Origin of the sequence: Bradyrhizobium sp. McL0616 (assembly GCF_049993385.1) — a bacterium.
In the GTDB taxonomy this organism is placed as follows: Bacteria; Pseudomonadota; Alphaproteobacteria; order Rhizobiales; family Xanthobacteraceae; genus Bradyrhizobium.
Genome location: NZ_CP188255.1, coordinates 4,200,412 through 4,227,022, shown reverse-complemented (window position 1 = coordinate 4,227,022; position 26,611 = coordinate 4,200,412). Strand labels below are relative to the sequence as shown.

The following is a 26,611-nucleotide window of genomic DNA, read 5'->3' as shown; positions in this document are numbered from 1 at the left end:
CCGCCTCTCAATCCGTCAGCATGGCTCCGACATCGGCTTCCGCGACGACCTGGCCGTTGACCTTGGCGTCGCCGTGAAACCACCACATCGCCTTGCGGCGGCCGACCGAACGCATGTGGTATTCGATGGTATCGCCGGGCAGCACGGGCTTGCGGAATTTGCACTTGTCGATGGTGAGGAAATACACCGCCCGCGGCTTCTCGGTGCCTTCGACCGACTTGATGCCGATCACGCCCGCGGTCTGCGCCATCGCCTCGATCATCATCACGCCGGGATAGACCGGACGATCCGGGAAATGGCCCTGAAACTGCGGCTCGTTGAAGGTGACGTTCTTGATGCCGATGCCGCTGTAATCGGTGCGGATGTTGATCACGCGGTCGATCAGCAGCATCGGAAAACGATGCGGGAGCGTTTGCAGGATCATGTTGATGTCCACAAGCGCAAACTTGACCGGTGCTTCCTCCGTCATTCCCGTCCCTCATCCTTCGGATCGGCCTTGCTGTCGCGCGCAAGGCGCTCCACCGCCAATATCTCTTTGAACCATTGCCTGGTCGGCTTGGCAAAAAAACCACCCCAGCGCCCGCCCGCCGGAATGTCGTCCTTGACGCCGCTCATCGCGGTCACCTGAGCTCCGTCGCCGATCTTGACGTGGTTGTTGATGCCAACCTTCGCTCCCAGCGCCACGTTGTCGCCGATGGTCAGGCTGCCGGCGAGCCCGATCTGGGCTGCCAGCAGGCAGTGCCGGCCAATAGTCACATTGTGGCCGATCTGGACCTGATTGTCGATTTTGGTGCCTTCGCCGATCACGGTATCGCGCAGGCTGCCGCGGTCGATGGTGGTGTTGGCGCCGACCTCGACGTCGTTCTGGATCAGCACTCGTCCGGTCTGCGGCACCTTCAGATGGCCCTCGGGACCGAAGAAGATGAAGCCGTAGCCGTCCTGGCCGATCGAGCAGCCGGGATGGATCAGGACGTTGTTGCCGATCAGGGCGCACTGGATCGCGGTGCGGGCGCCGACATTGCAGTCCCGGCCGATCTTGACGCCGGGGCCGATGACGGCGCCGGCGCCGACCACCGTGCCGCTGCCGATCTCGACATCCGGGCCGATGACGGCCAGGGGATCGACGATGACGCCGTCCTCGAGCCGCGCCGAGGGGTCGATGATGGCTGACGGCGCGATGCCGTCATTGCCGACCCAGGATTGCGGCCTGAGCGCATCGCCGTGCCATTCCCGCGCGATCCTGACAAAGGCGCGGAACGGCTGCGTCGCCCGCAGCACCGCCACATGCGCCGGCACCTGGGCCTCGAAGCGCGGGCTCACCAGGCAAGCGCCCGCTTTGGTGGCCTTGAGCTCGTCGGCGTATTTCAGATTGTCGAAGAACGCCAGATGCATCGGGCCGGCTTCATCGAGCGAAGCGAGGCCCGTGATGATGTGGCCGCCCCGCGAGGGGTCGACCAGTTGCGCCTTGGCCAGCGTGGCGATGTCGGCCAGCGCCGAGGCTTGCGGCTTTGTGAAGAAGGTCGGCTGCGCCATTCCACCCCGTCGCGGTCCGGCTTCGGCATGAAGCGGCCAGGCCGCATCATGCCTCATCTGATGGATTGAACATGATCTTTTTGGAGACCGGCCCCCAAGGGAAACTTAAGGGGCCGGATCATGCCCTGCTGATCGAATTAGAACGTCGTGCCGCCGCCGAACCTGAACTGCTGCACGCGGTCGTTTCCACCCTTGGTGAGCGGCACCGCGTAGTCGAAGCGCAGCGGGCCGAACGGCGAGGCCCAGATCAGGCCGATACCCACCGACGAGCGGATGACCTTGCTGTCGTCAAAGATCAGGCCGGTACAGGTTCCGGCATTGACCGGATTGATGGTCGACGGCGTACAACCCGGCGGGCGGGTCGTTTCGCCCGTCAGCGCCCAAGTCGTCGGACCCTGGTAGTCGTAGAGGCCGCCGGCGTCGGCATAAACGGCGCCCTTCAGGCCAACTTCCTTGGGCAGGAACCAGAACGGCATCTGCAATTCGAGCGAAGCGCCCCAGTACTTGGTGCCGCCAAGCGCATCCTGGGTACCAAAGGGATTCAGATCCCGCGGGCCGATGCCGTTCGGAGCAAAACCGCGGACGAGATTCGGACCCATCTGGAACTGATCGAGCATGCGCAGGTCGCTGCCCACCTTGGTCAGGATACCGCCCTGGAGATGGACGAGGCCGACGAGGTCCGACACCAGCGACTGGTAGTACTTCGCATCGGCCACGGTCTTCAGGTAGGTGACGTCGCCGCCGACGCCGGCGAAGTCCTGCTTGAAGTCGACGATCAGGCCGTCGGTCGGGTTCTTGTTATTGTCGAGCGTGTTGTAGGTCAGCGAGTAGCCGAGCGCCGAGGTCAGCGTCTTGCCGCCCGCGAGCTCCTTGCGGACCGGCAGGGAAGCTTCGCCGTCGCTGTAGCAGCCAAGGCCGTTGGTCGAACTCAGGTCGATGCCGTTGAGGGCGGCAAAGGCGGGGCTCGGGTTGAAGTTCGGACCGGCGATGTTGTTACAGTTCGCCAGGTTGGACGGCAGCGTGACTTCCTGCTGGTAGACCGAATAGCGCAGCTGGAGCGCCAGATCTTCACGCAAGGCGAAGCCGAGGCGCGGTGAGAAGCCCAGCGTCTTGGTGCCGTAGGAGATGTAGCTGTTGGACAGCTGGGTGCGCTGATAGAAGTCGAGACCCAGCGCGACGCGGTAGTCGAGCAGGTACGGCTCGACGAACGACAGCGAATAGCCGCGCGCGTACTGGCCGTAGGTCACCGACGCCTTGGCGAACAGGCCGCGGCCGAGCAAATTGCGCTCGGAGACCGAAACTTCGGCGAGCGCACCGTCGGTCGTGGAATAACCGCCCGAAATCGAGAAGTCGCCGGTCGATTTCTCTTCGAGATCGACGATCAGCACCACGCGGTCGCTGGAGGAGCCCGGCTCCGTCGTGATCTTGACGCTCTTGAAGTAGTCGAGGTTCTTCAGACGGCGCTCGGCACGGTCGACCAGCGCGCGGTTGTAGGCATCGCCCTCGGAGAGGTCGAACTCGCGGCGAATCACGTAGTCGCGCGTACGGGTATTGCCGCGGATGTTGATGCGCTCGATATAGGTGCGCGGACCTTCGTCGATGTTGAACACGACCGACACGGTATGCGCATCGAAATTGCGATCACCGCCGGGACGCACCACGGCGAAGGCAAAGCCGCGCCGCGAGGCCTCGATCTGCATGTCCTCGACCGACTTCTCGACCGATTCGACGTTGTAGAGCGAGCCGACATTGACGCGCGAAAAGGAGCGCATCGTGGTCGGGTCGAAATTGGCGATGCTGGTGCGGAAATCGACGGAACCTACGCGGTACTGCTGGCCTTCCTCGATCTTGAAGGTGACGTTGAAGCCCTTCTTCTCCGGATCATATTCGGTGAGCGCGGCCACGACCTGGACGTCGGCGAAACCGTTCTTGAGATAGAAGCGGCGGATCAGGTCGCGGTCGGCTTCGACGCGATCGGGATCGTAGATGTCGTTGCTGGCGAGGAAGCTCAGCAGGTTCGATTCGTGTGTCTTGATGATGTCCCGCAGGCGATAGGACGAAAACGCATTGTTGCCGACGAAATCGATCGACTTGACGCCGGTCTTGGCCCCCTCCTCGACGGTGAAGACGAGGTCGACACGGTTGTTCGGCTGCTCGATGACCTCAGGCGTGACTCGCACGTCATAGCGGCCGGAACGGCGATAGATTTCGGCGATTCGCAGCGTGTCGGACTGCACCATGGCGCGGGAGAACGTGCCGCGTGCCTTGGACTGGACTTCGGCGGTGAGCTGCTCGTCCTTGATCTTCTTGTTGCCTTCGAAGGCGATGCGGCCGATCACCGGGTTTTCCACCACGGAGACGACGACCTGACCGCCGGCGCCGCGGTTGATTCGGACGTCCTGGAACAGACCGGTCTCGATCAGCGCCTTGAGGCCGTCATCGATGGCGCCTTGATCAAGGTGGCCACCGGGGCCCGCCTTGAAATAGGAGCGGATCGTCTCCACCTCGACACGGCGATTTCCTTCGACGGAAATCGACTGCACCGTCTGAGCAAGCGCAGACGAAGACACAAAAACAGCCCCGACCGGGGCAACCACCGGCGCGCCGAACATGATCAGGGTGGCAAGCAAGCCCCCCCGGAGTCGCAGTCCAAACTTCATGCGCAACGCGCCCTTATCATTCCGAACCAGACCCAACCCCAACGCCGGTCTGGGAGATTCCCCAAGTTCAAGCCGCTTGTAGCCAATTTCGCCGACGCCGCAAACGGCTGAGCGCGCCGCAATTCCAATTTCATTCCAAGACGTTGCCCAAGAGCAACGCCACAAAAAAGCCCCTATCAGGACGCCGCCATTCGCAGGATGTCGTTATAGGTCGCAAACACCATCAGCATCAGCACCAGACCCAGCCCGATTCGGAACCCCATCTCCTGCGTCCGCTCGGACAGCGGACGACCGCGGAGCACCTCGGCGGTGTAGAACAGAAGGTGGCCGCCATCGAGCAGCGGGATCGGGAACAGATTCAACAGGCCGATCGAGACCGACAGCACGGCGCAGAGATTGATCACGAACTGGAAACCGGCGCTGGCCGCCTGCCCCGACATCTTCGCGATTCCGAGTACGCCACTGACCTCGTTCGGATTGCCGTTTCCGACGAACAGCGAGCCCAGGAACTTGAAGGTGCTGGTGATGATGAACCAGACCTGCTCGACCCCGATCTTGAGCGCCTCGACGACACCGACCGGCGCGGTCGAAGCTTCGCCGGCCTGAGACTTGTGCTCCACGCCAAGCACGCCGACGCGGTGGCTGTTGCCGAACGGATCCTTGCGCTCGAGCAACGCCGGAGTCGCGGTCAGCGACATGACTGCGCCATCCCGCTTCACCTGGAAAGCAAGCGACGACCCCGCGCTCATCGCGACGATTCGCTGCATGTCGGCAAAGCTCTCGATCGGCTTGCCGTCGATCTGCACGACGACGTCCCCGATCTTGAAGCCGGCCGAAGCAGCAGCGCCGTCGGCGACGACGCCGTCGACGCGCGCGATCGTGCTCGGCTTGCCGTAGTACAGCGCCATGCCTGCGAAAATCAGCGCGCCGAGGATGAAATTGGCGATCGGTCCGGCTGCGACGATGGCAGCACGCGGGCCGACCTTCTTGTGGTGGAAACTGCCGGCGCGCTCCTCGGCCGTCATGGCCGCGAGGGTGTCGGCCGACGGGGTCGAGGCTTCGCTCTCGTCACCGAAGAACTTGACGTAGCCGCCGAGCGGGATCGCCGAGATCTTCCAGCGGGTGCCGTGGCGGTCGTTGAAACCGACCAGCTCCGGTCCGAAACCAAGCGAAAAGGTTAACACCCGAACGCCCGCCCAGCGCGCGACCAGGAAATGGCCGAGTTCGTGGAAGAACACGACGATCGTCAGCACGAACAGGAAGGGGACGGCGTAGCCGAGGAGCCCATGGCTCAACGTATTGAAACTATGGACGAAAAAGTCAGACATCGATTCCCCTTATCCAGCGCCGCAAGGCCCTGGCCCCGAACTACCTAGGATGCCTTTAAGGCAATTTGAGGCAATAGGGCGGCGGCTCTATTTCGCGAAACATGGTCAACAGATATGGCATCATCCGCCGAAGTCATGGGGGCCTGGTTCCCGCCTCGGATCCAGTCTTCCAGCGTCGCCTCGACCAGCCGCGCAATCGCGCCGAACCGGATCTTGCCGGCGATGAAGGCGGCGACCGCGACCTCATTGGCGGCGTTGTAGACGGTGGTCGCCCCCTTCCCGGTCCGGAGCGAATCGTAGGCCAGGCGGAGCCCGGGGAACCGCTCGAAATCGGGGGCCTCGAAGGTCAACTGGCCGATCTTGGCCAGATCGAGCTTGGCTGCCGGTCCCTTGATCCGGTCGGGCCAGCCGAGGCAATGAGCGATCGGCGTGCGCATGTCGGGCGAGCCGAGCTGAGCCACGACCGATCGGTCAGAGAACTCGACCATGCCGTGGATGATCGATTGCGGATGAACGAGCACGTCGATCTCGTCCGGGCTCAGCGCGAACAGATAGGACGCCTCGATCACCTCGAGCCCCTTGTTCATCATCGAGGCGGAATCGATCGTGATCTTCTGGCCCATGCTCCAGTTCGGATGCTTCAGCGCCTGGGCGAGCGTGGCCTGCTCGATGTCGGCGCTCTTCCAGGTCCGGAACGGACCACCCGAGGCGGTGATGATGACACGGACCAGCTCGTCGCGATTGCCTGAGCTCAGGGCCTGAAACAGCGCGTTGTGCTCGGAATCAGCCGGCAAAATGCAGGCACCGGCTTTCGCCGCGCGCTGCATGAAGAAGTCGCCGGCGCAGACGAGGCATTCCTTGTTGGCCAGCGCGACATGCGCGCCGCGATCGACCGCAGCCAGCGCCGGCTTCAATCCAGCGGCGCCGCTCACAGCAGCCATCACCCAATCGGCCGGTCGGGCGCCGGCCTCGATCACAGCGCTTTCGCCGGCGCCGCATTCGGTGCTCGTTCCCGCGAGCGCGGCCTTGAGCTCGGCGAATTTGGAGGCGTCGGCGATCGCGACGAAGCGCGCGGAAAATTCCTTCGCGAGCTTTGCCAGCGCTTCGACATTGCTGTTCGCCGTCAAGGCTTCGACGCGATAGCGCTCGGGAGAGCCGCGCAGCAGATCCATCGTGCTGTCGCCGATCGAGCCGGTGGCACCGAGAACCGTGACGCTGCGGACGGTCGTCGCCGCAGCCTTGTTGTTACGCAATGGGACCGCGCTCATATCCTCACCAAACCATAAGACCGCTTCCGGCGCTATGCACACCATGGCGGAGAAAGCCGATAATCCATGCCACCAGGATGGCGGCGACAAAGCCGTCCAGACGGTCCAGAAGTCCGCCATGGCCGGGAATTAAGTGACTGGAATCCTTGACATCGAAGCGCCGCTTGACGGCGGATTCGAAGAGATCCCCGAGCTGCGAAACGACGGTCAGGACGGCGCTCACGAGCAGCAGTGGAACCGCCTTTCCGAGCCCGCAGGCGGCAAAGCCGGCCGCAACTCCGAGACTCGCAGCAACGCTGCCCAGCGCGCCCGCCCAGGTCTTTTTGGGGCTCACGCGCGGCCATAGCTTCGGTCCGCCAATGCTGCGGCCGGCGAAATAGCCGCCGATATCGGTCGCCCACACCACGAGCAGCACGAACATCAGCGCGGGAAAGCCGTTCACGGGATCCTGCCGCACCAGGATCGAGGCCAGCAGCGCCGCCGATGCGTAGGCGAAGCCGGTGGCCGCCCAGACGAACTTCCCCCGCGCAATCAAGGTCACGACCGCGCCGCCAATGAGGCCGGTGATGACGGCGGTCTTGAGTGCGCCGAAGGCGACGCAGGATCCCATGATGGCAAGGACGATCGTCCCCGACGCGGTCAGCGCGGCCGATCCCGCGCCAACCACCATGAGCCATTCCGCGAACAGTCCGATCGACACCAGGGTGACGATGAGCGCCCACAGCCAGCCGCCGGCATAGGCGAGTGCAATGGCGAGCGGCGCCAGCACCGCTGCCGCGGCCAGCCGCAACACGAAATTACTTGAGGCAGGCTTCGAGCCGGCCGGTGCGGCGTCGGGTTCGCTCACGAGGCGGTTTTCGCGACAAGACCGCCAAAACGGCGCTCGCGCCTGGCGAATTCGGCGATCGCACTTTCGAGCGCCGGCTTGTCGAAGTCGGGCCAGTGGATCGGCACGAACACCAGCTCGCTGTAGGCGGCTTGCCACATCAGGAAATTGGACAGGCGCTGCTCGCCGCTGGTGCGGATGATGAGATCGGGATCGGGAATGTCGGGCGCATCGAGATGGGCGCCGAGTGTGTCGGCGTCGATCGAAGCCGGATCGCGCTTGCCCTCTGCGACTTCGCGCGCCAGCCGTTGCGCCGCCTTCGCGATCTCCTGTCGCGAGCCGTAATTGAAGGCGACGACGAGCGTCAGGCGCGTGTTGTCGCGCGTCAATTCCTCGGCCTCGTTGAGGAGCGCGCAGATGTCGCCCTCCAGCCCCTCGCGCTCGCCGATGATGCGCACCTTGACGCCGTCGCGATGCAGGCTCGCGAGATCGTTGCGGATGAAGCGGCGGAGCAGGCCGAAGAGATCGCCGATCTCGCTCGCCGGACGCGACCAGTTTTCCGAGCTGAAGGAGAAGATCGTGAGGTAGCGGATGCCGAGTTCGTGCGAGGCACGAACCACGCGGCGCAACGCCTCGACGCCGCGGCGATGGCCTTCGGCCCGCGGCAGACCGCGCGCGGCAGCCCAGCGCCCGTTGCCATCCATGATGATGGCAACATGCGCAGGCGCCTCGGACCTGTCGGGTCCCTCCGTGACGGGCGCGGCGGCGTTGGACATGAAGGCGGCCTTAAAGCACGATCCGGACCCGAAGGGCCGCATTAGCGCAAAGTGCGAAGCGGTTTTCCGAAAAGATCATGCGCGAACAATAGCCCAAAGCGCGATGACACTTCATCGCGCCTTAGACGGTGAGGATTTCTTTTTCCTTGGCGGCCAGCAACTGGTCGATCTCGGTGATCGTGCTGTCGGTCGCCTTCTGCACGTCGCCGGCCAGACGCTCCTGGTCGTCCTCCGACATCTCGTGGTTCTTCTCGAGCTTCTTGAGAACATCGAGGCCGTCGCGGCGGACATGGCGCGCCGCGACCTTGGCGGCTTCCGCGTATTTGTGCGCGACCTTGACGAGTTCCTTGCGCCGCTCCTCGTTGAGCTCGGGAATGCGGAGCCGCAACACCTGGCCTTCGGTCGCGGGCGACAGGCCGAGATTGGAATCGACGATCGCCTTCTCGACCGGCTTGACCATCGACTTGTCCCAAACCTGCACCGAGATCAGCCGCGGCTCCGGGACGCTGACGGTGGCGAGCTGGTTGAGCGGCATGTGACTGCCGTAAGCCTCGACCTGAACCGGGTCCAGCATCGATGCCGAGGCGCGCCCCGTGCGCAAACCACCGAGCTCGTGCTTGAGCGACTGCACGGCGCCTTGCATGCGGCGCTTCACTTCGTTGATGTCGAAACTACCCGTGGTCATCACGCTTCTCCTTCAAAATCCCGGCGACATCGCCCCGCGCCCCACCATGGGCGACTGGCGAGCCGTCAGCCGGCGACGATCGTCCCGTGGCCGGTGCCACGCAGCATGGCGCCAATCGAACCGGGCTCCGCGATCGAAAATACGATGATAGGCAGCGACGTCTCGCGGGCAAGTGCGAAGGCGGTCGCATCCATGACCTTGTAGCCGCCCTCGATCGCCTGCGAATGCGTCAGCCGGTCGAACCGCGTGGCGGTCGGATCCTTCTTCGGATCGGCCGAGTAGACGCCGTCGACATTGGTTGCCTTCAGCACCGCCTGGGCGCCGATCTCGGCGGCGCGCAGCACCGCCGTCGTGTCCGTCGTGAAGAACGGATTGCCGGTTCCGCCGCCGAGCAGCACGATTCGGCCTTCGGCGAGGTATTTGTGCGCCGCAGTGCGAGTGAACAGCTCGGAAATCTCGGGCATGACGAACGCCGACAGCGTGCGCGCCGGGGTGCCCTTGCGCTCGATCGTGGCTTCGAGCGCGAGGCAGTTCATCATGGTGGCGAGCATGCCCATGGTGTCGCCGGTCGTGCGAGAAACCCCGCGAGAGGACACCTCGACGCCGCGAAAGATATTGCCGCCACCGATCACGACGGCGACCTCGGTGCCGAGCTGACGGGCGGCGATCAAATCGTCGGCAACCCGGTCGATGGTCGGCTGATCGATGCCAAAGCCCTGCTGTCCCGCGAGATATTCGCCGGACAGCTTGATCACGACGCGACGATAGACCGGATCAGTCATGAGCACTTTCCTCGTCCGGGCGCCGCTTCCGGCGGTGCGCCGGAAGGAACGTTCCGGCGCTTACTTCTTGCCGCTGGCCGCCGCGACCTCGGCCGCGAAGTCCGATTCCTGCTTCTCGATTCCCTCACCGAGAGCATAGCGCACGAAGCCAGCGATCTTCACCGGACCGCCGACCTTGCCCTCGGCCTCCTTCACCGCCTGCGCCACCGACTTGCCGGTGTCGTGGATGAAGGCCTGCTCGAGCAGGCAGACTTCCTTGTAATAGGTCTTCAGGCCGGACTCGACGATCTTCTCGATCACGTTCTCCGGCTTGCCCTGCTGGCGATATTTGTCGGCGAGCACGTCCTTCTCGCGCTTGACCACCGCCGGATCGAGACCAGACGGCTCGAGCGCAAGCGGGTTGGCGGCCGCGACATGCATCGCGATCTGGCGGCCGAGCGTAGCGAGTTCGTCAGCCTTGCCGGGCGATTCCAGCGCCACGATCACGCCCATCTTGCCGGCGCCATCGATGACCGCGCCGTGGACATAGTTCGACACCACGCCCTGGCTCACTTCGAGCGAAGCGGCGCGGCGCAGCGACATGTTCTCGCCGATGGTAGCGATCGCGTCATTGATCGCAGCTTCGATCGTGACGTCGCCGACCTTGGCGGCCTTGATCTTCTCGACATCGGCGCCGGCGTCGAAAGCGACCTGGGCGATCATCTTGACCAGGCCCTGGAACTGGCCGTTGCGCGCGACGAAGTCGGTCTCGGAGTTGACCTCGACCACGACGCCCTTGGTGCCTTTGGTGAGCGCGCCGATCAGGCCCTCGGCCGCGACGCGGCCCGACTTCTTGGCGGCCTTCGACAGGCCCTTCTTGCGCAGCCAGTCCTGCGCGGCTTCCAGGTTGCCGTCGTTTTCGGTCAGCGCGGCCTTGCAGTCCATCATGCCTGCGCCGGTCGACTCGCGCAGGTCCTTGACCATCGCAGCTGTGATCGTTGCCATCGTTGAAAATCCTTTTTGCCTGCCGGTTTGCCGCGGCGTGGCACCCAACTGCCCCGCCGCGGTCCATCTCAGGAATTCGCGTCAACTGAAATGGCGGCCGGAGTTGATCCGGCCAACCCATCGCTCTTTTTGACTATTCCGCTTCCGCGGTCAGCGCCTTGGCCTTGGCCACCCAGGCATCCGCCCGGCTCGGCAGACCGACTTCTTCGCCGATCTTGTGCGCGGTGTCGTGGTCGAGCTCGGCGAGCTGCCAGAAGTGGAAGATGCCGAGGTCGTTGAACTTCTTCTCGATCGCACCCGACACGCCCGGGAGCTTCTTGAGGTCGTCGGCAGTGCCGCGCGGACCGGCAAGACCCTGGAAGCCCGCGGTCGAGGGCAGCTCTTCGGCGACCGGACGGGTCGAAGCACCGATGTCGATGCCGGAATCGCCCTGGGCGCGCCCGATACCGTCAATCGCGGCGCGCGCGATCAGGTCGCAATAGAGCGAGATGGCGCGGCCGGCGTCGTCATTGCCCGGCACCACGTAGGTGATGCCCTTCGGGTCGGAGTTGGTGTCGACGATCGCGGCCACCGGGATGTTGAGGCGCTGGGCCTCCTGGATCGCGATGTCTTCCTTGTTGGTGTCGATCACGAAGATCAGGTCGGGCAGGCCGCCCATGTCCTTGATGCCGCCGAGCGAGCGGTCGAGCTTGTCGCGCTCGCGCTGAAGCGTCAGGCGCTCCTTCTTGGTGTAGGAATTGGCTTCGCCGCCGGCCAGCACCTCGTCGAGGTGACGCAGGCGCTTGATCGAGGCCGAGATCGTCTTCCAGTTGGTCAGCGTGCCGCCGAGCCAGCGCGAATTGACGAAATACTGCGCGCAGCGCTTGGCCGCGTCGGCAACGCCATCCTGCGCCTGGCGCTTGGTGCCGACGAACAGGATGCGGCCGCCCTTGGCGACGGTGTCGCTGACCGCCTGCAAGGCGGTATGCAGCAACGGCACGGTCTGCGCGAGGTCGACGATGTGGATGTTGTTGCGGGCGCCGAAAATGAACGGTGCCATTTTCGGATTCCAGCGGTGAGACTGGTGACCAAAGTGCACGCCAGCTTCAAGCAGCTGACGCATAGTGAAATCGGGTAGTGCCATAGTTCTAATTCTCCGGTTGGTTCCTCCGGAAGCGTGTGAGCAAGACGGAGCGTTGTCGCCCCGGCTGCCACCGGACGGCCTTGTGAGCCATGCTTCCGTGTGAGATGGCGCGCTATATAGCGCGATTTCGAGCAGAAGCAAGGAAATAAGGGCCTTTCGAGGGCGTTTGTCGCCCTCGAAAGGCCTGCTCCGGGACTTCCGCCCCGCCCCTCAGCATTTTGGCTGGTTGGGCGGGCATTTCTTCGGGGCCGCAGGGCGCGGAGCGGCCGGACGCGGCGGGGCCGCAGCCACCCGGGGTGGCGGTGGCGGGGCCGGCCGGGCTGCCGGCGCGGGCCGCGGGGGCGCTGGAGCCGCCACCCGGGGCGGAGGCGGCGTCGGCCTTGCGAGCGCCTGCGGACGCGGCGGGGCCGGCGCAGGCTTGGCCGCCTGCACCGGCGGGGGCGCAGCCCGCTGATTCTGCGGCTTGATCTGCTCGCGCGCAGCGACCGGCGGTTGCGAAGACGGCTTCGGCTTCACCGACGTCGCGGCCGGCTTGCCGGCCGGGGTCGCGGTCAGCGGCGTGACCGCCGGCTCATGTGCCAACGATTTCGCGCGCTGCTCCGGTCCGCCGAGCGCTGGCGTTTGCGCAACGGGCGGCTTGGAGTTCGGCGTGGTCGCGGCGTTGGCCGGAGCGGTCGCGTTGGTCGGCGCCGTCGCCGCATTGGGATGCGCCGGCAGGCCATTGGCGGGCGCCGTCGCCGTCGGAGCCAGCCTGTTCGGGGCCTGGATCGCCCCGGCTGGTGCGGCCGGCGTATTCTGGCTCCCCGGAACCGGAAGCGAGTGGCCAACTGGCGCTGGCGACTGCGGAGTGACCGCAGCCGGGGTGACATTGGCCGGCTTCACGAGCATCGCCGCCGGCTTTGCCGCCGGGTTGCTGACGAACGCCGCCTGGCTCGGCTTGAGCTGCTGATTCGGATTGGCCTGGATCGCCTGTGCCTGGAGCTTCACGGCAGTAGGCACCGCCGTCATCCCGGCCGCGCGCCCCGGTCCGTTCGCTGCAACGGCTGCGGCCGCAGCGGCATTGCCGGCCGGCAGCGCCGCCGGCGGCTGGTTGATCACGGTATTGATGACCGTGGTGTTGTGGATGTTCTGGTAGATGATGTTGTTCGGCGGCGGCGCGACGTAGATCGGCGGCCTGACAAACACCGGGATCGGCACGAACACCGGCTGCGGCAGCACGAACAGGCCGACGACGGCGAGCGGCGGTGCCAGCACGATGAAGTCCGGCGGTGGCGGCGGCAGATAGTAGACCGGCGGCGGCGGTGGCGGGGCGAAGCCGAACACGGGATCGCCGAACAGCAGCACGGGGCGGTCGATATAGACCACCTCCTCCGGTGGCGGCGGCGGCACATCATAGTCCATCATCGCAAAGCTCGGCGGCGGCTCGAGCGGCGCGGTGAGAATCGCAAGCCTGCGCCGCGCATCGCCCGCGTGCGGCCCCCGCGGATAGCGGCGCAGGTAGGACCAATAGGCGTCCGGCGTGTCGCCACGATAGGTCCGCCGCCAAGTGATCGCTTCGCGGCGCGCCGCCACGATCGCCATCACGCGCTTAGCCAGCGGATCACCGGGATAGGCTGCGAGAAAATCCTCATAGGCCGGCAGCGTGTCGCGCTCGAGCGCGGCCGCATAGGCATCCTGCACGCCGAGATCGCGGATCGGTTTGTTTCGGATCGCGGCGACCTGGTCGGGCGCGGCCTGCGGCGGCGCGTCGGGCCCGCGCTCGAAAAAGGCGAATGGCGCGGCGACCTTCTGGTCGTCCCATGGCACCTGCGCACCCTTGGAGGCCTCGTTGACGCGCAGGCGAACGCGGTCGAACACCTCCGGCAGCGCCAGGCCGCCGGTGCGGATCATCTCGGCCAGCGATTGCGCATAGATGCCGTAGGGCCCGGGCTCCTCGGGCCCCACCGTGCCCGGCGCCGCGTTGAAGGCGATCAGCATGTTCGGATCGGGTTCGACCAATGCCAGCCCGCTCGCGATCGGCTGGCCGCCCTCGATGAAGGGCTGCGCGCGCGCCGCATCGAGCACGACGATGTTGGCCTTGAGCGGGATAGACGCGAGCTGCCGGGCATAGTCGCTGATGCGCAGCGCTTCGGTCGGAATGTCGGTGTCGCGCGTGATGTTGGAATCGACCGGGATGAAATAGTTCTCACCGGCCAGCTGCACGCCGTAGCCGGAAAGATAGATCATCGCGACGGTGCCGGGGCCGGAGGCCTGCGCTTTCTGGATGAAGTCGCGAAAGCTCTTGCGCAGCGTGTCACCGTCGAGATCGCGCGCGCCGACCACGTCGAAGCCCGCCGCCTGCAGCGTCTGTGCGATCAGGCCGGCATCGTTCGCGGTGGTCGCCAGCGGCGACTTGGCGTAGGCGCCGTTGCCGACCACGAGCGCGATGCGCTTTTCCTGCTGCTGCGCCCGCGCCGCATCAGGCGCGCCCGCAACAAGCAGGATCGGCAGAAGGAAGCAGATGAACGCTTTGTGTGTCCCGCGCATGGCTCGCTTGCCCGTTATTGTTGTTGAGATGTCACCGCGCATGAGACGCGCGGCTGGCTGAACGGCACTTGAACGAAAGGCTCGGATTGAGGCGGCGGCATGGCGCGCGGCTATGGCGTCAGCCCCGCGTAAGCTTCAGCCCTTTTTAGCTCCAGCCTTTCTGGCTTCAGCCTTGCGCGATCAGGTCCACCGTTCCCGTCGTGAGCCGGTAGATGCCGCCGACGATTTTCAGCTTGCCCTGCTCAACGGCCGCATTGAGGATCGGCGCCGCCGACTTCAGCTTCGCGACATTGTCGATCACGTTCTGCCGGATCGCCTTGTCGAGCACGTCCCCGCCCTGCTGCGTCGCAGCCTTCTGCATCGCAGCTTTGGCGGCCGGCGCGATCGCCTCGACCAGCGAGGGAATGTGTCCGGGCAGCGGCTTGTCGTTCTTGAGCGCTTTCAGCGTCGCATCGACCGCGCCGCAAGCATCGTGGCCGAGCACGAGGATCAGCGGCGCGCCGAGCACGGCCACCGCATATTCCAGGCTGGCGATGGTCTCGGTGCCGGCAAAATTGCCGGCGACGCGGCAGACGAACAGATCGCCGCGGCCGGTGTCGAAGGCATATTCCGGCGCGATGCGCGAGTCGGCGCAGCCCAGCACCGCCGCGAACGGGTTCTGGCCGCCGGCCAGCGCCTCGCGCTCATGCTTGAAATCGTGGCGCCGCGACACGCCGTCGACATAGCGCGCGTTGCCTTCCATCAGCCGCTTCAACGACGCATCGGGCGACAGCACGTTCTGCGGCTTGGGCGGTCTGCTTTCCTTGGCGAAAGCGGCTCCGCCCAGGGCCAACCCAAGCGCAGAGACAGTCAAGTGGATGAGCGATCTTCGCGTAGGCCCGATGCGGACATCGTCGTGGACGCAATTCTCGCACATGCTTGGCTCCTCCCCACCGAGCCGCCCTTGTCGATGCAGCGGCAATCGTGCCGCGGATCTTACTCGACCGCTTGCAACTCGGCGAGCTTCGTTCGCGCGGTCGCCTCGTCCAGCGGGACAAGCTCGGCCGGCCCGAGATTCGCCTCTCCCGCCGTCGCGACGGAAACGACCGCAAGCCCGGCCAGGCCGCCGAGGATCGCTCCCCCCGTTGCAGCATCGTGCCTGGCGCTGCTCTTGATGAGGTAAAAATGCGTCCGGCCGGATTCCATCACGATCTCACGCTTGGTGTCGCCGGGAAACAGCAGCTCGGTCACCAGCAATTCATGACGCCCGGCCGGACGATCCGCGTAGGCATACTTCCCGGCCAGAACCTTCCCGAGCGCAGCGCCATCGAGCTTCACCTCGCAGGCGCACAACGCCATGCTCAGGCCCTGCCGCTTGTCCTGCAAGAAAACGACGCGCGACTGCCCTGCGCGCGGAGGACCGATCTTTTGTGACACGGACGCAAAGTCGGTTCCGACTTGATCGCTAACACAGCCCATCAGCATGGCACCAACAGCAAGCAACAGCACGCCCAGTCGCAGCATCACACCCCCCAGTCCATTCCCCGGGTGTATGCTAGCCAAAATCAGCGCAGGGTTGCAACAATATCCGATCATGACTGCGCTGATCGCGCAGCTGCTAGAGCTGCTGCACGTCCACGACGCCCGCGACCGCCTTGATCGCACCGGCGATCTGCGGCGAGACCTTGAAACGGCCGGGCAGCTTCATCTCCACCTCGGTCTCGAGGTCGAGCATGATCACCAGCGAGACTTCGCCGTCGCCGTTGGAGCGCGGCGCAATCGCCGGGCTGCCGATCCTCGGCGCGGCGCCGTTCGAGCCGGCCATCTCGGGTCCGGCCAGACGCTTGGCGATCGACTCCAGCGGCTTGGTGTCGCGCACGAAGATGCGCAGACCCTTCTGCGTCTTGGCGGCGGCGTCATCGAGCGGCTCGGCGTGCAGCACGCGGGCGCGGACGTCCTCGCCCTGCAATTCCGCACCAAGCTGGAGCAGCACCGCGGCGCCCGGCTCCAGCACGTCGCGATATTGCGCGAGGCCTTCCGAGAACAGCACCGCCTCAAAGTGGCCCGTGGGATCAGAAAGCCCCATGATGCCCATCTTGTTGCCGGTCTTGGTGCGCCGCTCCATCCGCGACACCACCGTGGCCGCGACCTTGCCAGCGGTGGCGCCGGTCTTCACCGCGCGCGAGAATTCGGCCCAGCTCTGCACCCGCAGGCGCTTGAGCACGGTCGCGTAATCGTCGAGCGGATGACCCGACAGGAAGAAGCCGATCGCATCATATTCGCGACGCAGCCGCTCGGCCGGCAGCCATGGCTCGACCTGCGGCAGCATGATGGTCGGCGCGTCGGCGGCGCCGCCGAACATGTCGTTCTGCCCGATGGTCGCCGCTTCATGGGAGCGCTGACAGGCGGCGAGCACCGCATCGGCGCCGGCAAAGACGCGCGCGCGGCTCGGCTCGAGCGTATCGAACGCACCCGCAGCCGCCAGACTCTCGATGATGCGCTTGTTGACCGCACGCGGATTGACCCGCGCGGCAAAGTCGGCGAGCGAGGTGAACAGCCCGTTCTTGGTCCGCTCCGCGATGATCTGCTCGACGGCCTGGATGCCGACGCCCTTGAGCGCGGCGAGCGCGTAGTAGATGGTCTTGTCGCCGACCTCGAAGGTCGCCCCGGACCGGTTGATGTTCGGCGGCTCGACCTTGATGCCGAGGCGCTGCGCCTCGGAGCGGAATTCGGAGAGCTTGTCGGTGTTGTTGAGGTCGAGCGTCATCGACGCCGCGATGAACTCCACCGGGTAATGCGCCTTCATGTAGGCGGTGTGATAGGACACCAGCGCATAGGCCGCCGCGTGGCTCTTGTTGAAGCCGTAGTCGGCGAACTTCGCCAGCAGCTCGAAGATGGTGTCGGCCTGCCCCTTCGGCACGCCGTTCTTCACGGCGCCCGAAACGAAGATCTCGCGCTGCTTCTCCATCTCGGCGCGGATCTTCTTGCCCATGGCGCGGCGCAACAGGTCGGCGTCGCCAAGCGAATAGCCCGACATCACCTGTGCGATCTGCATCACCTGTTCCTGGTAGATGATGACGCCGAAGGTCTCCTTCAGGATCGGCTCCAGCACGGGATGCAGATATTCCGGCTCCTCGTCGCCATGCTTGCGCGAGCAATAGGTCGGGATGTTCGCCATCGGGCCCGGGCGATACAGCGCGACCAGCGCGATGATGTCCTCGAAACGGTCGGGCCGCATGTCCACCAGCGCGCGCCGCATGCCCTGGCTTTCAACCTGGAACACGCCGACCACCTCGCCCCGCGCCAGCATCTGATAGCTTTCGGCATCGTCGATCGGCAACGTCGCGAGATCGATGTGGATGTCGCGCGGCTTGAGCAGCTTGATCGCGACGTCGAGCACGGTCAGCGTCTTCAGGCCGAGGAAGTCGAATTTCACGAGGCCTGCGGGCTCGACCCATTTCATGTTGAACTGGGTGACCGGCATGTCCGACTTCGGATCGCGGTACATCGGCACGAGTTCGCTCAAGGGGCGATCGCCGATCACGATGCCGGCCGCGTGCGTCGAAGCGTGGCGGGTCAGGCCTTCGAGGCGCTGCGCGATGTCGAAGGCGCGTGCCACCACCGGGTCTTCATCGCGAAACGCCTGAAGCTTCGGCTCGCTCTCGATCGCGGCAGCCAGCGTCACCGGCGCGGCCGGATTCTGCGGCACCAATTTTGTGAGCTTGTCGACCTGGCCGTAGGGCATTTGCAGCACACGGCCGACGTCGCGCAGCACGCCGCGCGCCTGCAGCGTGCCGAAGGTGATGATCTGCGCGACCTGGTCGCGGCCGTAGCGCTGCTGGACGTACTTGATCACCTCGCCGCGGCGGTCCTGGCAGAAATCGATGTCGAAGTCCGGCATCGAGACGCGCTCGGGATTGAGGAAGCGCTCGAACAGCAGGCCGAACTTGATCGGATCGAGATCGGTGACGGTCAGCGCCCAAGCCACCAGCGAGCCTGCGCCGGAGCCGCGGCCCGGTCCGACCGGAATGCCTTGCGCCTTGGCCCATTTGATGAAGTCCGACACGATCAGGAAGTAGCCCGCGTACTTCATGCGCATGATGACGTCGAGCTCGAACGCCAGGCGCTTGTTGTAGTCCTCGTCCGTGGTGCCCTGCGACAGGCCGTGCACACGGAGGCGGTTGGCGAGCCCCTCCTCCGCCTGACGCTTCAGCTCGGCCGCCTCGACCGCGGCGGCATCGGAGCTTGCGGCCGCACCGACCGTGAAGAACGGCAGGATCGGCTTGCGCGTCATCGGGCGGAACGAGCAGCGCTCGGCGATCTCCACGGTGGAGGCCAGCGCCTCCGGAATGTCGGCGAACAGCACCGCCATCTCGGCGCGCGTCTTGAAGCGGTGATCCGGCGTGAGCTGCTCGCGCTCGGTCTCCGCTATCAGCCGCCCGCCGGCGATGCAGAGCAGCGCATCATGCGCCTCGTAATCGTCGGCCGCGGCGAAATAAGGCTCGTTGGTCGCGACCAGCGGCAAGCCCTTGGCATAGGCGATGTCGATCAGCCCACTCTCGACGCGCCGCTCCTTGTCGATGTTGTGGCGCTGCAATTCGATATAGAGGCGGTCGCCGAACAGGCTGGCCAGACGCTCGCAGCGCGTCGCCGCAAGCTCGGCCTGGCCGGCGCTGAGTGCGAGCGAGATCGGCCCGTCCGGCCCGCCCGTGAGCACGATCAGGCCTTCGGTCTCGCCTTCGAGCCAGTCGAACTTGATGTGGGAGGCGTGGGTGTCGGGCGTCTCCAGGAACGCCCGCGAGTTCAGCCGCATCAGGCTGCGATAGCCGCGCTCCTGCGCCGCCAGCAGCACCACGCGCGACGGCAGCAGCGCGTTGCGTGCATTGGGGTCCTGGTCGCCGAAATCGATCGCGAGCTCGCAGCCGACGATCGGCTGGATGCCGGAGCCCGCCATCTTGTCGGAGAACTCCAGCGCACCGAACATGTTGTCGCTGTCGGTCAGCGCCAGCGCCGGCTGGTGGTCTTTCTTGGCAAGCTCGGCGAGCTTGGCGATCTTGATCGAGCCCTTGAGCAGCGAATAGGCCGAGTGAACGTGAAGGTGGACAAATCCGGCGCTCGGCATGGTCGCGTGACGGCCTCTTGCAGATGGGTGGAGCTGTTGCCGGCAGCAGGAAGCGTCATACGCTCGCCTAGCCGACTCGCCTCACGATGGTGGGGGCTCGCTGCGCCAGAGTCCACGCCGGAGCGGCCGATCGGCCGAATCGTCCCGCTTTTCCCCAAGGGCATCCAAGGTCCGGCCCTGGTTCCCGAACAACGGTTTTGCAGACCGTAGCTCTCAAAGCTGCGAGATCACAGCTGCGGTATGACCTGGGCCCAGATCGCGATCATCCCGACGAACAGCGCGATCGACGTCAGTGCGGCGGCTTCTTCCACGAAAATCCTGAACATGGCTTGCTCCCTTCGCTAGAACGTATGAAGAACATTGTTCTCATTTCGTTCTCGGGAGTCAAGCCGACTCAGCCACCTCACAACGAAATGGTTAACTCGCTGAATTCACACAATAAAAAAAGCCCCGGCCAATGGCCGGGGCTTTCGACGATTGCTCCGATTGGAGCAATCAGTCTCAGTACTTCGCGAGGATCGGGCCGCCGAACTTGTAGTTCAGGCGGACGAGACCCATGTCGACGTCCTGCTTGATGTGGTCGGACTGAACGATCACGCCGCCATTGGCCAGGTTCTGGTCGTGACCACCCAGGAAGATGTGGTTGTACTCGACGCCAATCGACCAGTTCGGAGCAAAGCCGTATTCGAGGCCGGCACCGATCGTGCCACCCCAGCGGGTGTCGCTGGACGAGGCGACGAACGCGCCGCCAGCGGTGCGGACGTCGTACTTGGCGCCGACAACCGCAGCACCGCCCTTGGCGTAGATCAGGACGTTGTTCCAGGCGTAGCCGACCTGGCCGGTGATCAGACCGAACGAATCGATCTTGGTGCGGTTGTTCAGGCCGTCGATTGCGCTGTTGCTGCTGCCGGAGAAGTCGGCCCAGTTGCCCTGGCCTTCCACGCCGAACACCCACTGCGCCGACTGCCAGCGATAGCCGACCTGGCCACCGACCGTGCCGCCGGTGGCGTCGTGCGAACCGTCGCGGACGGCGCCGATGCGATCCCAAGTGGCGTGCGAGGAAGCGCCGCCGCCGTTGATACCGATGTAGAAGCCGCTCCAGTCGTAGATCGACGCAATCATCGCAGGCGCCTTGGTGTAAGGCCGCGCCGCGAGATCAGCAGCCACCGCCGGCGCAGCCGCGCTGAGCGCGACGAGGCTGACAGCAGCAAGCAACAAATTCCTGTTCATTTGAATCCCGTTCCAGTTTCTTTAGTAGGCCCCCGGGCCATGGCGTCGTCATAACAGCGATCGAGCGAATTGCTGTAACCTCGACGCAACAGTCCGCTCCAAAGGGCCGCGCTTCATTAACGAAGGTGTAGCAGCGCCTGCGTAGAAACCCTTTGAAACAACAGTTTTCAGCAATTCCAATGTCGACTACACGACATACCCTGCGTGCGCGCGTAACAACGTCGCGCGCACAATCCTGTGATTGGAGAATCGAAGATGCGTGCACTGTTTGCTCTCCCCATTGTCGCCACATTTTCGCTTGCCTTCGCCTCATTCGCCCTGGTGTCGAGCGCAAGCACGCCGGCGCGCGCGTTTGGAACTCATCATGCATTCTGCCTGACCGGCGATGAATGGCCGGGGTTGAGCAACTGCACGTTCGACACCTACCCGCAGTGTCAGGCGAGCGCATCGGGCCGCTCGCTCACCTGCATCGCGAATCCGTATTTCGCCGGACAGAGCGATGATCCCTACGCCTACCAGAATCGTCCGCGCGCGCAGGCGCCGGGCTATTCCTGGTCGCGCTAGATGCGCGGCGCTTGTTTCACGCTCGTCGCGATCGCCACGCTCTTCGTCAGCGTACCTGCGCGCGCCCAGACCTATGATCCGAACTACCCGGTCTGCATGCAGATCTACGGCCCCGTCGGCTATCTCGACTGCCGCTACGCTTCGCTCGAGCAGTGCAAATATCTCGCCGTCGGCCGCTCCGCGACCTGCGTCGTGAACCCCTATTTTGCGCAGAAGAAGCTGGCGCCCCCTCGCCGATCGAGGCGCGCGGATTGAGGATCAAACCGGCTGCAGGCTATGATGGCGGGCTGGTGTCCGACGCAAAACGCCGCTCAGCAAACCATCTGCGGGCGTCTCGACGAAAAAGCAGCAACACCGCCGCCGTCAATATGATGAACCCTGCGCAGGAGATGATCTCCATGATGGCATTGTACTGGAAACGACTCTCGAAGCTGAGGATTTCGGTGGGAATTCCAACAACGATCTACCTGACGAGAGTGGCCCTATCCGCGACGGCCGACGGAGCCGATAGGACGACCACCACCCACGCGAGCCGCTCGTACCAGACGACGCTTGCCGGACGGATAAACTCCCCTGAATTCTCCGAACTATCGACCGTCATGAGCAGACACTTCCCAGATGACCGACCAATTTCGGCCCATAAGGGCACAATAAATTCCCGGCCCCTTGAACTACCACCAAAAGTTGAGTTCGCATCAATCCTCGTGTAACGTCAACGCGTGTCGTTCATCGCGCGTGGTCCCCTTACTGCATGCTTGCCCGTATTTTGTTTCTCGTAGCGTCGCTGTCGATCTCCGGCGCATTGCGTGCAGAACAGACGCCGGCCGAGAAAGCCGGATTTGCCTCCAGGCTGACGATCTATCTTGCCAAGGGAGCGCCTGACGCGTGCGGGCCGGGTTGCGACCGCTGGATTGCCATCGAAGGCGAGGTCGATGCGGACGCGGCGCCGCGCATTCGCCGCTTCCTTGCCGGCGTCAAGGACACGCAGCGTCCGATCTACCTGCATTCGCCCGGCGGAAACGTGGAGCAGTCCTACGTCATCGGGCGGTTGTTGCGCAGTCGCAAGGCGATCGCGCGGGTCGGCCGCACGAGTGCGACGGCGTGCACCGCCGGTACGCAGGTGGATGCCGCATGCCTGAAGATCAAGAATGCAAACGGCGAGGTCGAAGCCGAACTCGCCACCCGCAATGCGATGTGCAACTCGGCCTGCGGTTACCTGTTTCTCGGAGCGATATCTCGCGAGGTGGCCCCCGACGCGGCAATGGGGGTTCATAACTCCAGGCTGGTGCTCACCTTTCATGGCGATCCGCCGCCGGGGGTGGTCGCCGCCGCCAGGCAGCGCCGGATCGTGACTGCCGAGCGGGAGCGCACCGCGTTCATCGCGGCGATGGGGATTAGCCGTGAGCTTGACGATCTGATCCGAACTGTAAAGTTCGAGAGCCTGCACGTGTTGACCCGGCCCGAACTCTATCGCTTTGGAATCGACACGCGGACGCTGGTCGAGACGGGTTGGACGCTGGAGAAGGGATTTCGGCCGTCCGTCGGCAAGTTCGCGATGATGAAGAAGGAGAACGGTGCCGCGTTCCGAATCATGGAGTGGCGCCTGTCGTGCGAAAACAAGCATCGCGTGCCGCTGAGATTCGCAGGCGAGATCGACGAGTCCGCGGTCGGCAAAAGCACGATCCGGATGATTGCGGGCGACGAATTGAACGAGAAAGCTGAAGGGTCTCCGGTCCGCACCGGGAAGTACGAGATCTGGAACGGCGTTGTCGACTCCGACATGGTCAAGGCGATGCAGGCGTCCGGCTCCCTGAAGGTCCGGGAAATCACACCGATGCCCGACGACAAGACGGACACGGCAAGCTTCGACATCGCCATGACGGGCCTGGCGTCGGCGTGGACGCAGCTCAACGCATCGTGCGCGTTGGCGGCGCTCAGCCCGATCAGCCCTTGGTCACCAATTCCATATCCGAAAGCCAGCACAACGCCTTCGTCCGCGCCCTCGCCCTAAGCGCAAGGGCACAATGCGAAGTGGGGTGCCCCCGGCTGAAACAGGTCGCGCGCGCGGGTGGCGGCCACACCCAAATCGGGAGGCAGATATGCGATCTGCCTTGCGTCGAGGTTCCGGTGTTGACGCAGATTGGTCCGGGTTTAAGTACGACAGACAAATCTTGCAGGGGTGGCGACGTTTACTGGGCTGGTTCCCGTTGACGCCACCAATGCAGGACATATGACGATTCCGACACAAGCGACTCCGCTTGGCGCGCGCCCGGCCGCCGCCTCAGCGCCTCATCATCCCGGCATCGTCCTCTTCTCGCTTGCGATGGGCGGGTTTGCGATCGGAACCACCGAATTCGCATCGATGAGCTTGCTGCCGTTTTTCGCCGCCGACCTCAAGATCGACGAGCCGACCGCGGGACACGCGATCAGCGCCTACGCGCTCGGCGTGGTGCTGGGGGCGCCGCTGATCGCCGTGCTCGGCGCGCGGTTCGCACGGCGCACGCAGTTGCTGGCCTTGATGCTCGTGTTCGCGCTCGGCAATGCGTTCACCGCGCTTGCGCCGAGCTATGGCTGGATGATCGCGGCCCGCTTTCTCTCAGGGCTGCCGCATGGCGCCTATTTCGGCATCGCCGCGTTGGTCGCAGCCTCACTCGTTCCCTTCGACCGTCGCTCACAGGCCGTCGGCCGCCTGATGCTGGGCTTGACCTCCGCCACGATCATCGGTGTGCCGCTGGCCAATCTGGTTGGGCAGGCGGTTGGCTGGCGCGCGAGCTTCGGGCTCGTGACGGTGCTGGCGCTGCTCACGATCCTGTTTTGCGCCCTGTTCGCGCCGCGCGACCACGCCAGCAGATCGGATCCGCTGCGTGAGCTCGGAGCCCTGAAGAACGGACGCGTCTGGATCACGCTGGCGATCGGCGCAATCGGCTTCGGCGGCATGTTCGCCGTCTATACCTATCTTGCGACGACGCTGATCGAGGTCACCAAGGTCAGCCCCGCGGTCATTCCGTTTTTCCTGGCCGTGTTCGGGATCGGCGCCACGCTCGGCAATCTGGTCGTGCCGCGTTTCGCGGACCGCGCGCTGATGCCGACGACGGGCATCATCCTGTTGTTTTCGGCGATCGCACTGCTGGTGTTTCCGCTTGCCGCCGGCAATCCTTGGCTGCTGGCGGCAGACGTCTTCGCAATCGGGGTGAGCGTCTCGCTCGGAGCCGTGCTTCAGACGCGGCTCATGGACGTCGCGGGAGATGCGCAGGCGCTTGCCGCCGCCCTCAACCATTCGGCGTTCAACACCGCCAATGCGCTCGGCCCCTTCCTGGGCGGCCTTGCCATACGTGAGGGGTTGGGCTGGACTTCCACCGGTCCCGTCGGCGCTGCGCTTGCACTTGCGGGTTTCCTGATCTGGATCGTCGCCTGGCGCGACGCACGATCAGCGCCGGCCGAAATCACCTCAGGAAGCGACGCCGCGCCGCTGGAGAATGCCCCGGCGCGAGCGGCGCCGCCACTGGCGCCGGATGACCGCTCCCGTTCGGATCGTCACAAGGATCCGGTGGCGTAAAGATCAAGCTCCCCGCCCGGAAGCCCGGCGGTCCGCAATGCATCGCACATCTTCTCGCGATACGACGGCGCGAAGCACCACATTTTGTAGTAGGCGTCCGCTTCGCGCACCGTGAAACCAGGCTTCAATCTCAGCAACGTCGCCACATGCCCCGCGGCTTCGTTGGTCCGGTCAAGAAACGGCAACGTATAGGCCATGTGCAGATGGCTGATCCATAACTGCTCGACATAGGATTGGCGGAATGCGTCAAATGCCTTCGCGTACTCTCCATGCGCAAAGGCTCGCTTTCCGAGTGCCCACCACCACCACCGGGGTGTGCTGGGGCCCGTCAACGCAATGCCCCTTTCGGCGAGCGCCACCCCCTCGTCCCAGAAACCCGCATACGCCATGAGATTGCCGAGCGGCCCGAGATTTTGCGGATCATTGGGGTTGAGCTCGATCGCGCGCATCGTCTCGATGCGCAGCAAATCCGGTTGGCCAGCCATCCAGGCGGCACGGGCGACGAGGCCACGCACGAATGCATCATTCGGTGCAATCTCGACGGCGCCGTTTGCGGCTTCGACCGCGAGGTCGGCGAGATGGAGGCGCTGCTCGACGCTGCCAATCTCTCCGGTCCGCGACGGAAAGCCCCAAGTCCTCTGGCTATTGAATACGAGAACGAGAGCTGCCCATGCAGCCGCGTTTCGTGGTTCATCGCGCGTGAGCCGTTCCAGGCACTCGCGCGCTTTCGCGACAGGCTCCAGAATGGTTGCGTCTGTCGGGATTCCAAGCACGCCCTGGACGATGCACTCGTAGGGCGTCAGCTCCGCGCTCGGCTTGTTCTGGATGCGCCTGTATTCGGCGGCGCCAATGGCCCCCCAATAGCTGCCGATCATGGCGCTTGCCTGCCCGGATAGCTCATCCTGAATGGCCAGCAGGTTCGAAGCGGTCGCTTTGACCTTGAAGGTCTTGCTCCAAACCTGCGCGCCGGTCCGCGCGTCGGACAGGTGAATGTCGACGCGCGTTAACTCGCCGTCTTGCCGCAGATGGCCTTCGACAAGGTAGTCAACGCCGAGTGCACGGCCAATGTCGGCTGTGCCTTGAAAGCGGTCCTTGTAGGATCGGGTCACGTTTCGGGTGAGAACCCGCAACTCGCCGAAGCGGCCAAGCGCAGAGACGATTTGCTGTGTGAGGCCATCGGCAAGTGTATGGCTGCCAACGCTGGCGTCCGTCTCAAAGGGCCAGACGGCAACAGTCGGCCCTGCCGACGAATCCCCCGCGACCTGGGAGGCCTGCTCCGGCAACACGATCATGTAGCCGCGGCGGGCGACGGTACGAACCAGATCGCGGCCGGACTCGCCGAGCAGGCGACGGATGTCGGAGATGCACTGTGTGAGAGAATCATCAGTGACCGTTAGGCCCGGCCAATTGGTGGCCAACAATTCGTCCTTGGAAACGACCCTTCCTGCGCTCTTCACCAGATGCCGGAGCACGTCGAACGATCGATGCCGCAAATCGACCCGCGAGCCAGTCCCGTCGCGCAACTCCTCCTGCTGAAGATCGAGGGTCAAATCGGCGATCTGCACCAAATCCGGAGCGCTCAGGCCGCCTGATTTGACGTCTTGAGGACGAATAGTCACGTCTTGCTCCGGTATCGGACGAACTGTTTGGCTTGCAGCGACACTGCACC

Annotated in this window: 21 protein-coding genes; 4 read left to right on the top strand and 17 right to left on the bottom strand. The window is 64.7% G+C overall.

Going from position 1 to position 26,611, the window contains the following annotated elements; translation table 11 throughout:
• Positions 1–7 precede the first annotated feature (7 nt).
• From fabZ to ACPPVR_RS20465, 16 genes are all read right to left on the bottom strand, one after another.
• Positions 8–469, bottom strand: coding sequence for a 3-hydroxyacyl-ACP dehydratase FabZ (gene fabZ, locus ACPPVR_RS20540; protein WP_426615950.1), 462 nt, complete (start codon positions 467–469; stop codon positions 8–10).
• Positions 466–1,533: a UDP-3-O-(3-hydroxymyristoyl)glucosamine N-acyltransferase gene (gene lpxD / locus ACPPVR_RS20535; RefSeq protein ID WP_426615949.1), complete on the bottom strand. Its 1,068-nt coding sequence runs from the start codon at positions 1,531–1,533 to the stop codon at positions 466–468. The genes fabZ and lpxD overlap by 4 nt, the downstream gene beginning before the upstream one ends.
• Before the next feature lie 137 nt (positions 1,534–1,670).
• Entirely contained in the window at positions 1,671–4,193 is a 2,523-nt protein-coding gene (gene bamA, locus ACPPVR_RS20530) for an outer membrane protein assembly factor BamA (RefSeq protein WP_426615948.1), read from the bottom strand.
• A gap of 176 nt (positions 4,194–4,369) precedes the next feature.
• Positions 4,370–5,521, bottom strand: coding sequence for an RIP metalloprotease RseP (gene rseP / locus ACPPVR_RS20525; RefSeq protein ID WP_426615947.1), 1,152 nt, complete (start codon positions 5,519–5,521; stop codon positions 4,370–4,372).
• A 44-nt stretch (positions 5,522–5,565) separates the two neighbouring features.
• Positions 5,566–6,789 carry a 1-deoxy-D-xylulose-5-phosphate reductoisomerase gene (dxr, locus tag ACPPVR_RS20520; protein ID WP_426615946.1) on the bottom strand — a complete coding sequence of 408 codons (1,224 nt, stop codon included), beginning with the start codon at positions 6,787–6,789 and terminating at the stop codon, positions 5,566–5,568.
• Between the two features lie 4 nt (positions 6,790–6,793).
• On the bottom strand, positions 6,794–7,636 hold the full coding sequence (locus ACPPVR_RS20515; protein ID WP_426615945.1) for a phosphatidate cytidylyltransferase: 843 nt from the start codon (positions 7,634–7,636) through the stop codon (positions 6,794–6,796).
• Entirely contained in the window at positions 7,633–8,391 is a 759-nt protein-coding gene (locus tag ACPPVR_RS20510; protein ID WP_426615944.1) for an isoprenyl transferase, read from the bottom strand. The genes ACPPVR_RS20515 and ACPPVR_RS20510 overlap by 4 nt, the downstream gene beginning before the upstream one ends.
• Before the next feature lie 121 nt (positions 8,392–8,512).
• Complete coding sequence (frr, locus tag ACPPVR_RS20505; protein ID WP_426615943.1) at positions 8,513–9,076, bottom strand: ribosome recycling factor; 564 nt, start codon at positions 9,074–9,076, stop codon at positions 8,513–8,515.
• A gap of 65 nt (positions 9,077–9,141) precedes the next feature.
• Positions 9,142–9,858, bottom strand: coding sequence for a UMP kinase (gene pyrH / locus ACPPVR_RS20500; protein ID WP_426615942.1), 717 nt, complete (start codon positions 9,856–9,858; stop codon positions 9,142–9,144).
• 60 nt (positions 9,859–9,918) lie between these two features.
• Positions 9,919–10,842: a translation elongation factor Ts gene (gene tsf / locus ACPPVR_RS20495; RefSeq protein WP_426615941.1), complete on the bottom strand. Its 924-nt coding sequence runs from the start codon at positions 10,840–10,842 to the stop codon at positions 9,919–9,921.
• A 133-nt stretch (positions 10,843–10,975) separates the two neighbouring features.
• A complete protein-coding gene (locus ACPPVR_RS20490) occupies positions 10,976–11,965 on the bottom strand; it encodes a 30S ribosomal protein S2 (RefSeq protein ID WP_426615940.1) in 990 nt (329 codons plus the stop codon).
• Positions 11,966–12,175: 210 nt separating this feature from the next.
• Positions 12,176–14,491 (bottom strand): caspase family protein, encoded by a 2,316-nt coding sequence (locus ACPPVR_RS20485; RefSeq protein ID WP_426615939.1) that lies wholly within the window; start codon positions 14,489–14,491, stop codon positions 12,176–12,178.
• Between the two features lie 166 nt (positions 14,492–14,657).
• The gene (locus ACPPVR_RS20480; protein ID WP_426615938.1) at positions 14,658–15,407 is read right to left on the bottom strand and encodes a carbonic anhydrase; all 750 of its coding nucleotides are present in this window, start codon (positions 15,405–15,407) and stop codon (positions 14,658–14,660) included.
• A gap of 59 nt (positions 15,408–15,466) precedes the next feature.
• Positions 15,467–15,994, bottom strand: coding sequence for a DUF2846 domain-containing protein (locus ACPPVR_RS20475; RefSeq protein ID WP_426615937.1), 528 nt, complete (start codon positions 15,992–15,994; stop codon positions 15,467–15,469).
• A 94-nt stretch (positions 15,995–16,088) separates the two neighbouring features.
• Complete coding sequence (dnaE, locus tag ACPPVR_RS20470; RefSeq protein ID WP_426615936.1) at positions 16,089–19,592, bottom strand: DNA polymerase III subunit alpha; 3,504 nt, start codon at positions 19,590–19,592, stop codon at positions 16,089–16,091.
• Positions 19,593–20,093: 501 nt separating this feature from the next.
• Positions 20,094–20,822: an outer membrane protein gene (locus ACPPVR_RS20465; protein ID WP_426615935.1), complete on the bottom strand. Its 729-nt coding sequence runs from the start codon at positions 20,820–20,822 to the stop codon at positions 20,094–20,096.
• Positions 20,823–21,077: 255 nt separating this feature from the next.
• On the opposite strand from ACPPVR_RS20465, the gene ACPPVR_RS20460 reads away from it, so the two are divergent.
• From ACPPVR_RS20460 to ACPPVR_RS20445, 4 genes are all read left to right on the top strand, one after another.
• Positions 21,078–21,386 (top strand): DUF3551 domain-containing protein, encoded by a 309-nt coding sequence (locus ACPPVR_RS20460; RefSeq protein ID WP_426615934.1) that lies wholly within the window; start codon positions 21,078–21,080, stop codon positions 21,384–21,386.
• The gene (locus tag ACPPVR_RS20455) at positions 21,387–21,641 is read left to right on the top strand and encodes a DUF3551 domain-containing protein (protein ID WP_426615933.1); all 255 of its coding nucleotides are present in this window, start codon (positions 21,387–21,389) and stop codon (positions 21,639–21,641) included.
• 496 nt (positions 21,642–22,137) lie between these two features.
• Complete coding sequence (locus ACPPVR_RS20450; RefSeq protein ID WP_426615932.1) at positions 22,138–23,397, top strand: hypothetical protein; 1,260 nt, start codon at positions 22,138–22,140, stop codon at positions 23,395–23,397.
• Positions 23,398–23,616: 219 nt separating this feature from the next.
• Entirely contained in the window at positions 23,617–24,942 is a 1,326-nt protein-coding gene (locus tag ACPPVR_RS20445; RefSeq protein ID WP_426615931.1) for an MFS transporter, read from the top strand.
• Here ACPPVR_RS20445 and ACPPVR_RS20440 read toward each other — a convergent pair.
• The gene (locus tag ACPPVR_RS20440) at positions 24,921–26,561 is read right to left on the bottom strand and encodes a winged helix-turn-helix domain-containing protein (protein WP_426615930.1); all 1,641 of its coding nucleotides are present in this window, start codon (positions 26,559–26,561) and stop codon (positions 24,921–24,923) included. The genes ACPPVR_RS20445 and ACPPVR_RS20440 overlap by 22 nt on opposite strands.
• Positions 26,562–26,611 lie beyond the last annotated feature (50 nt).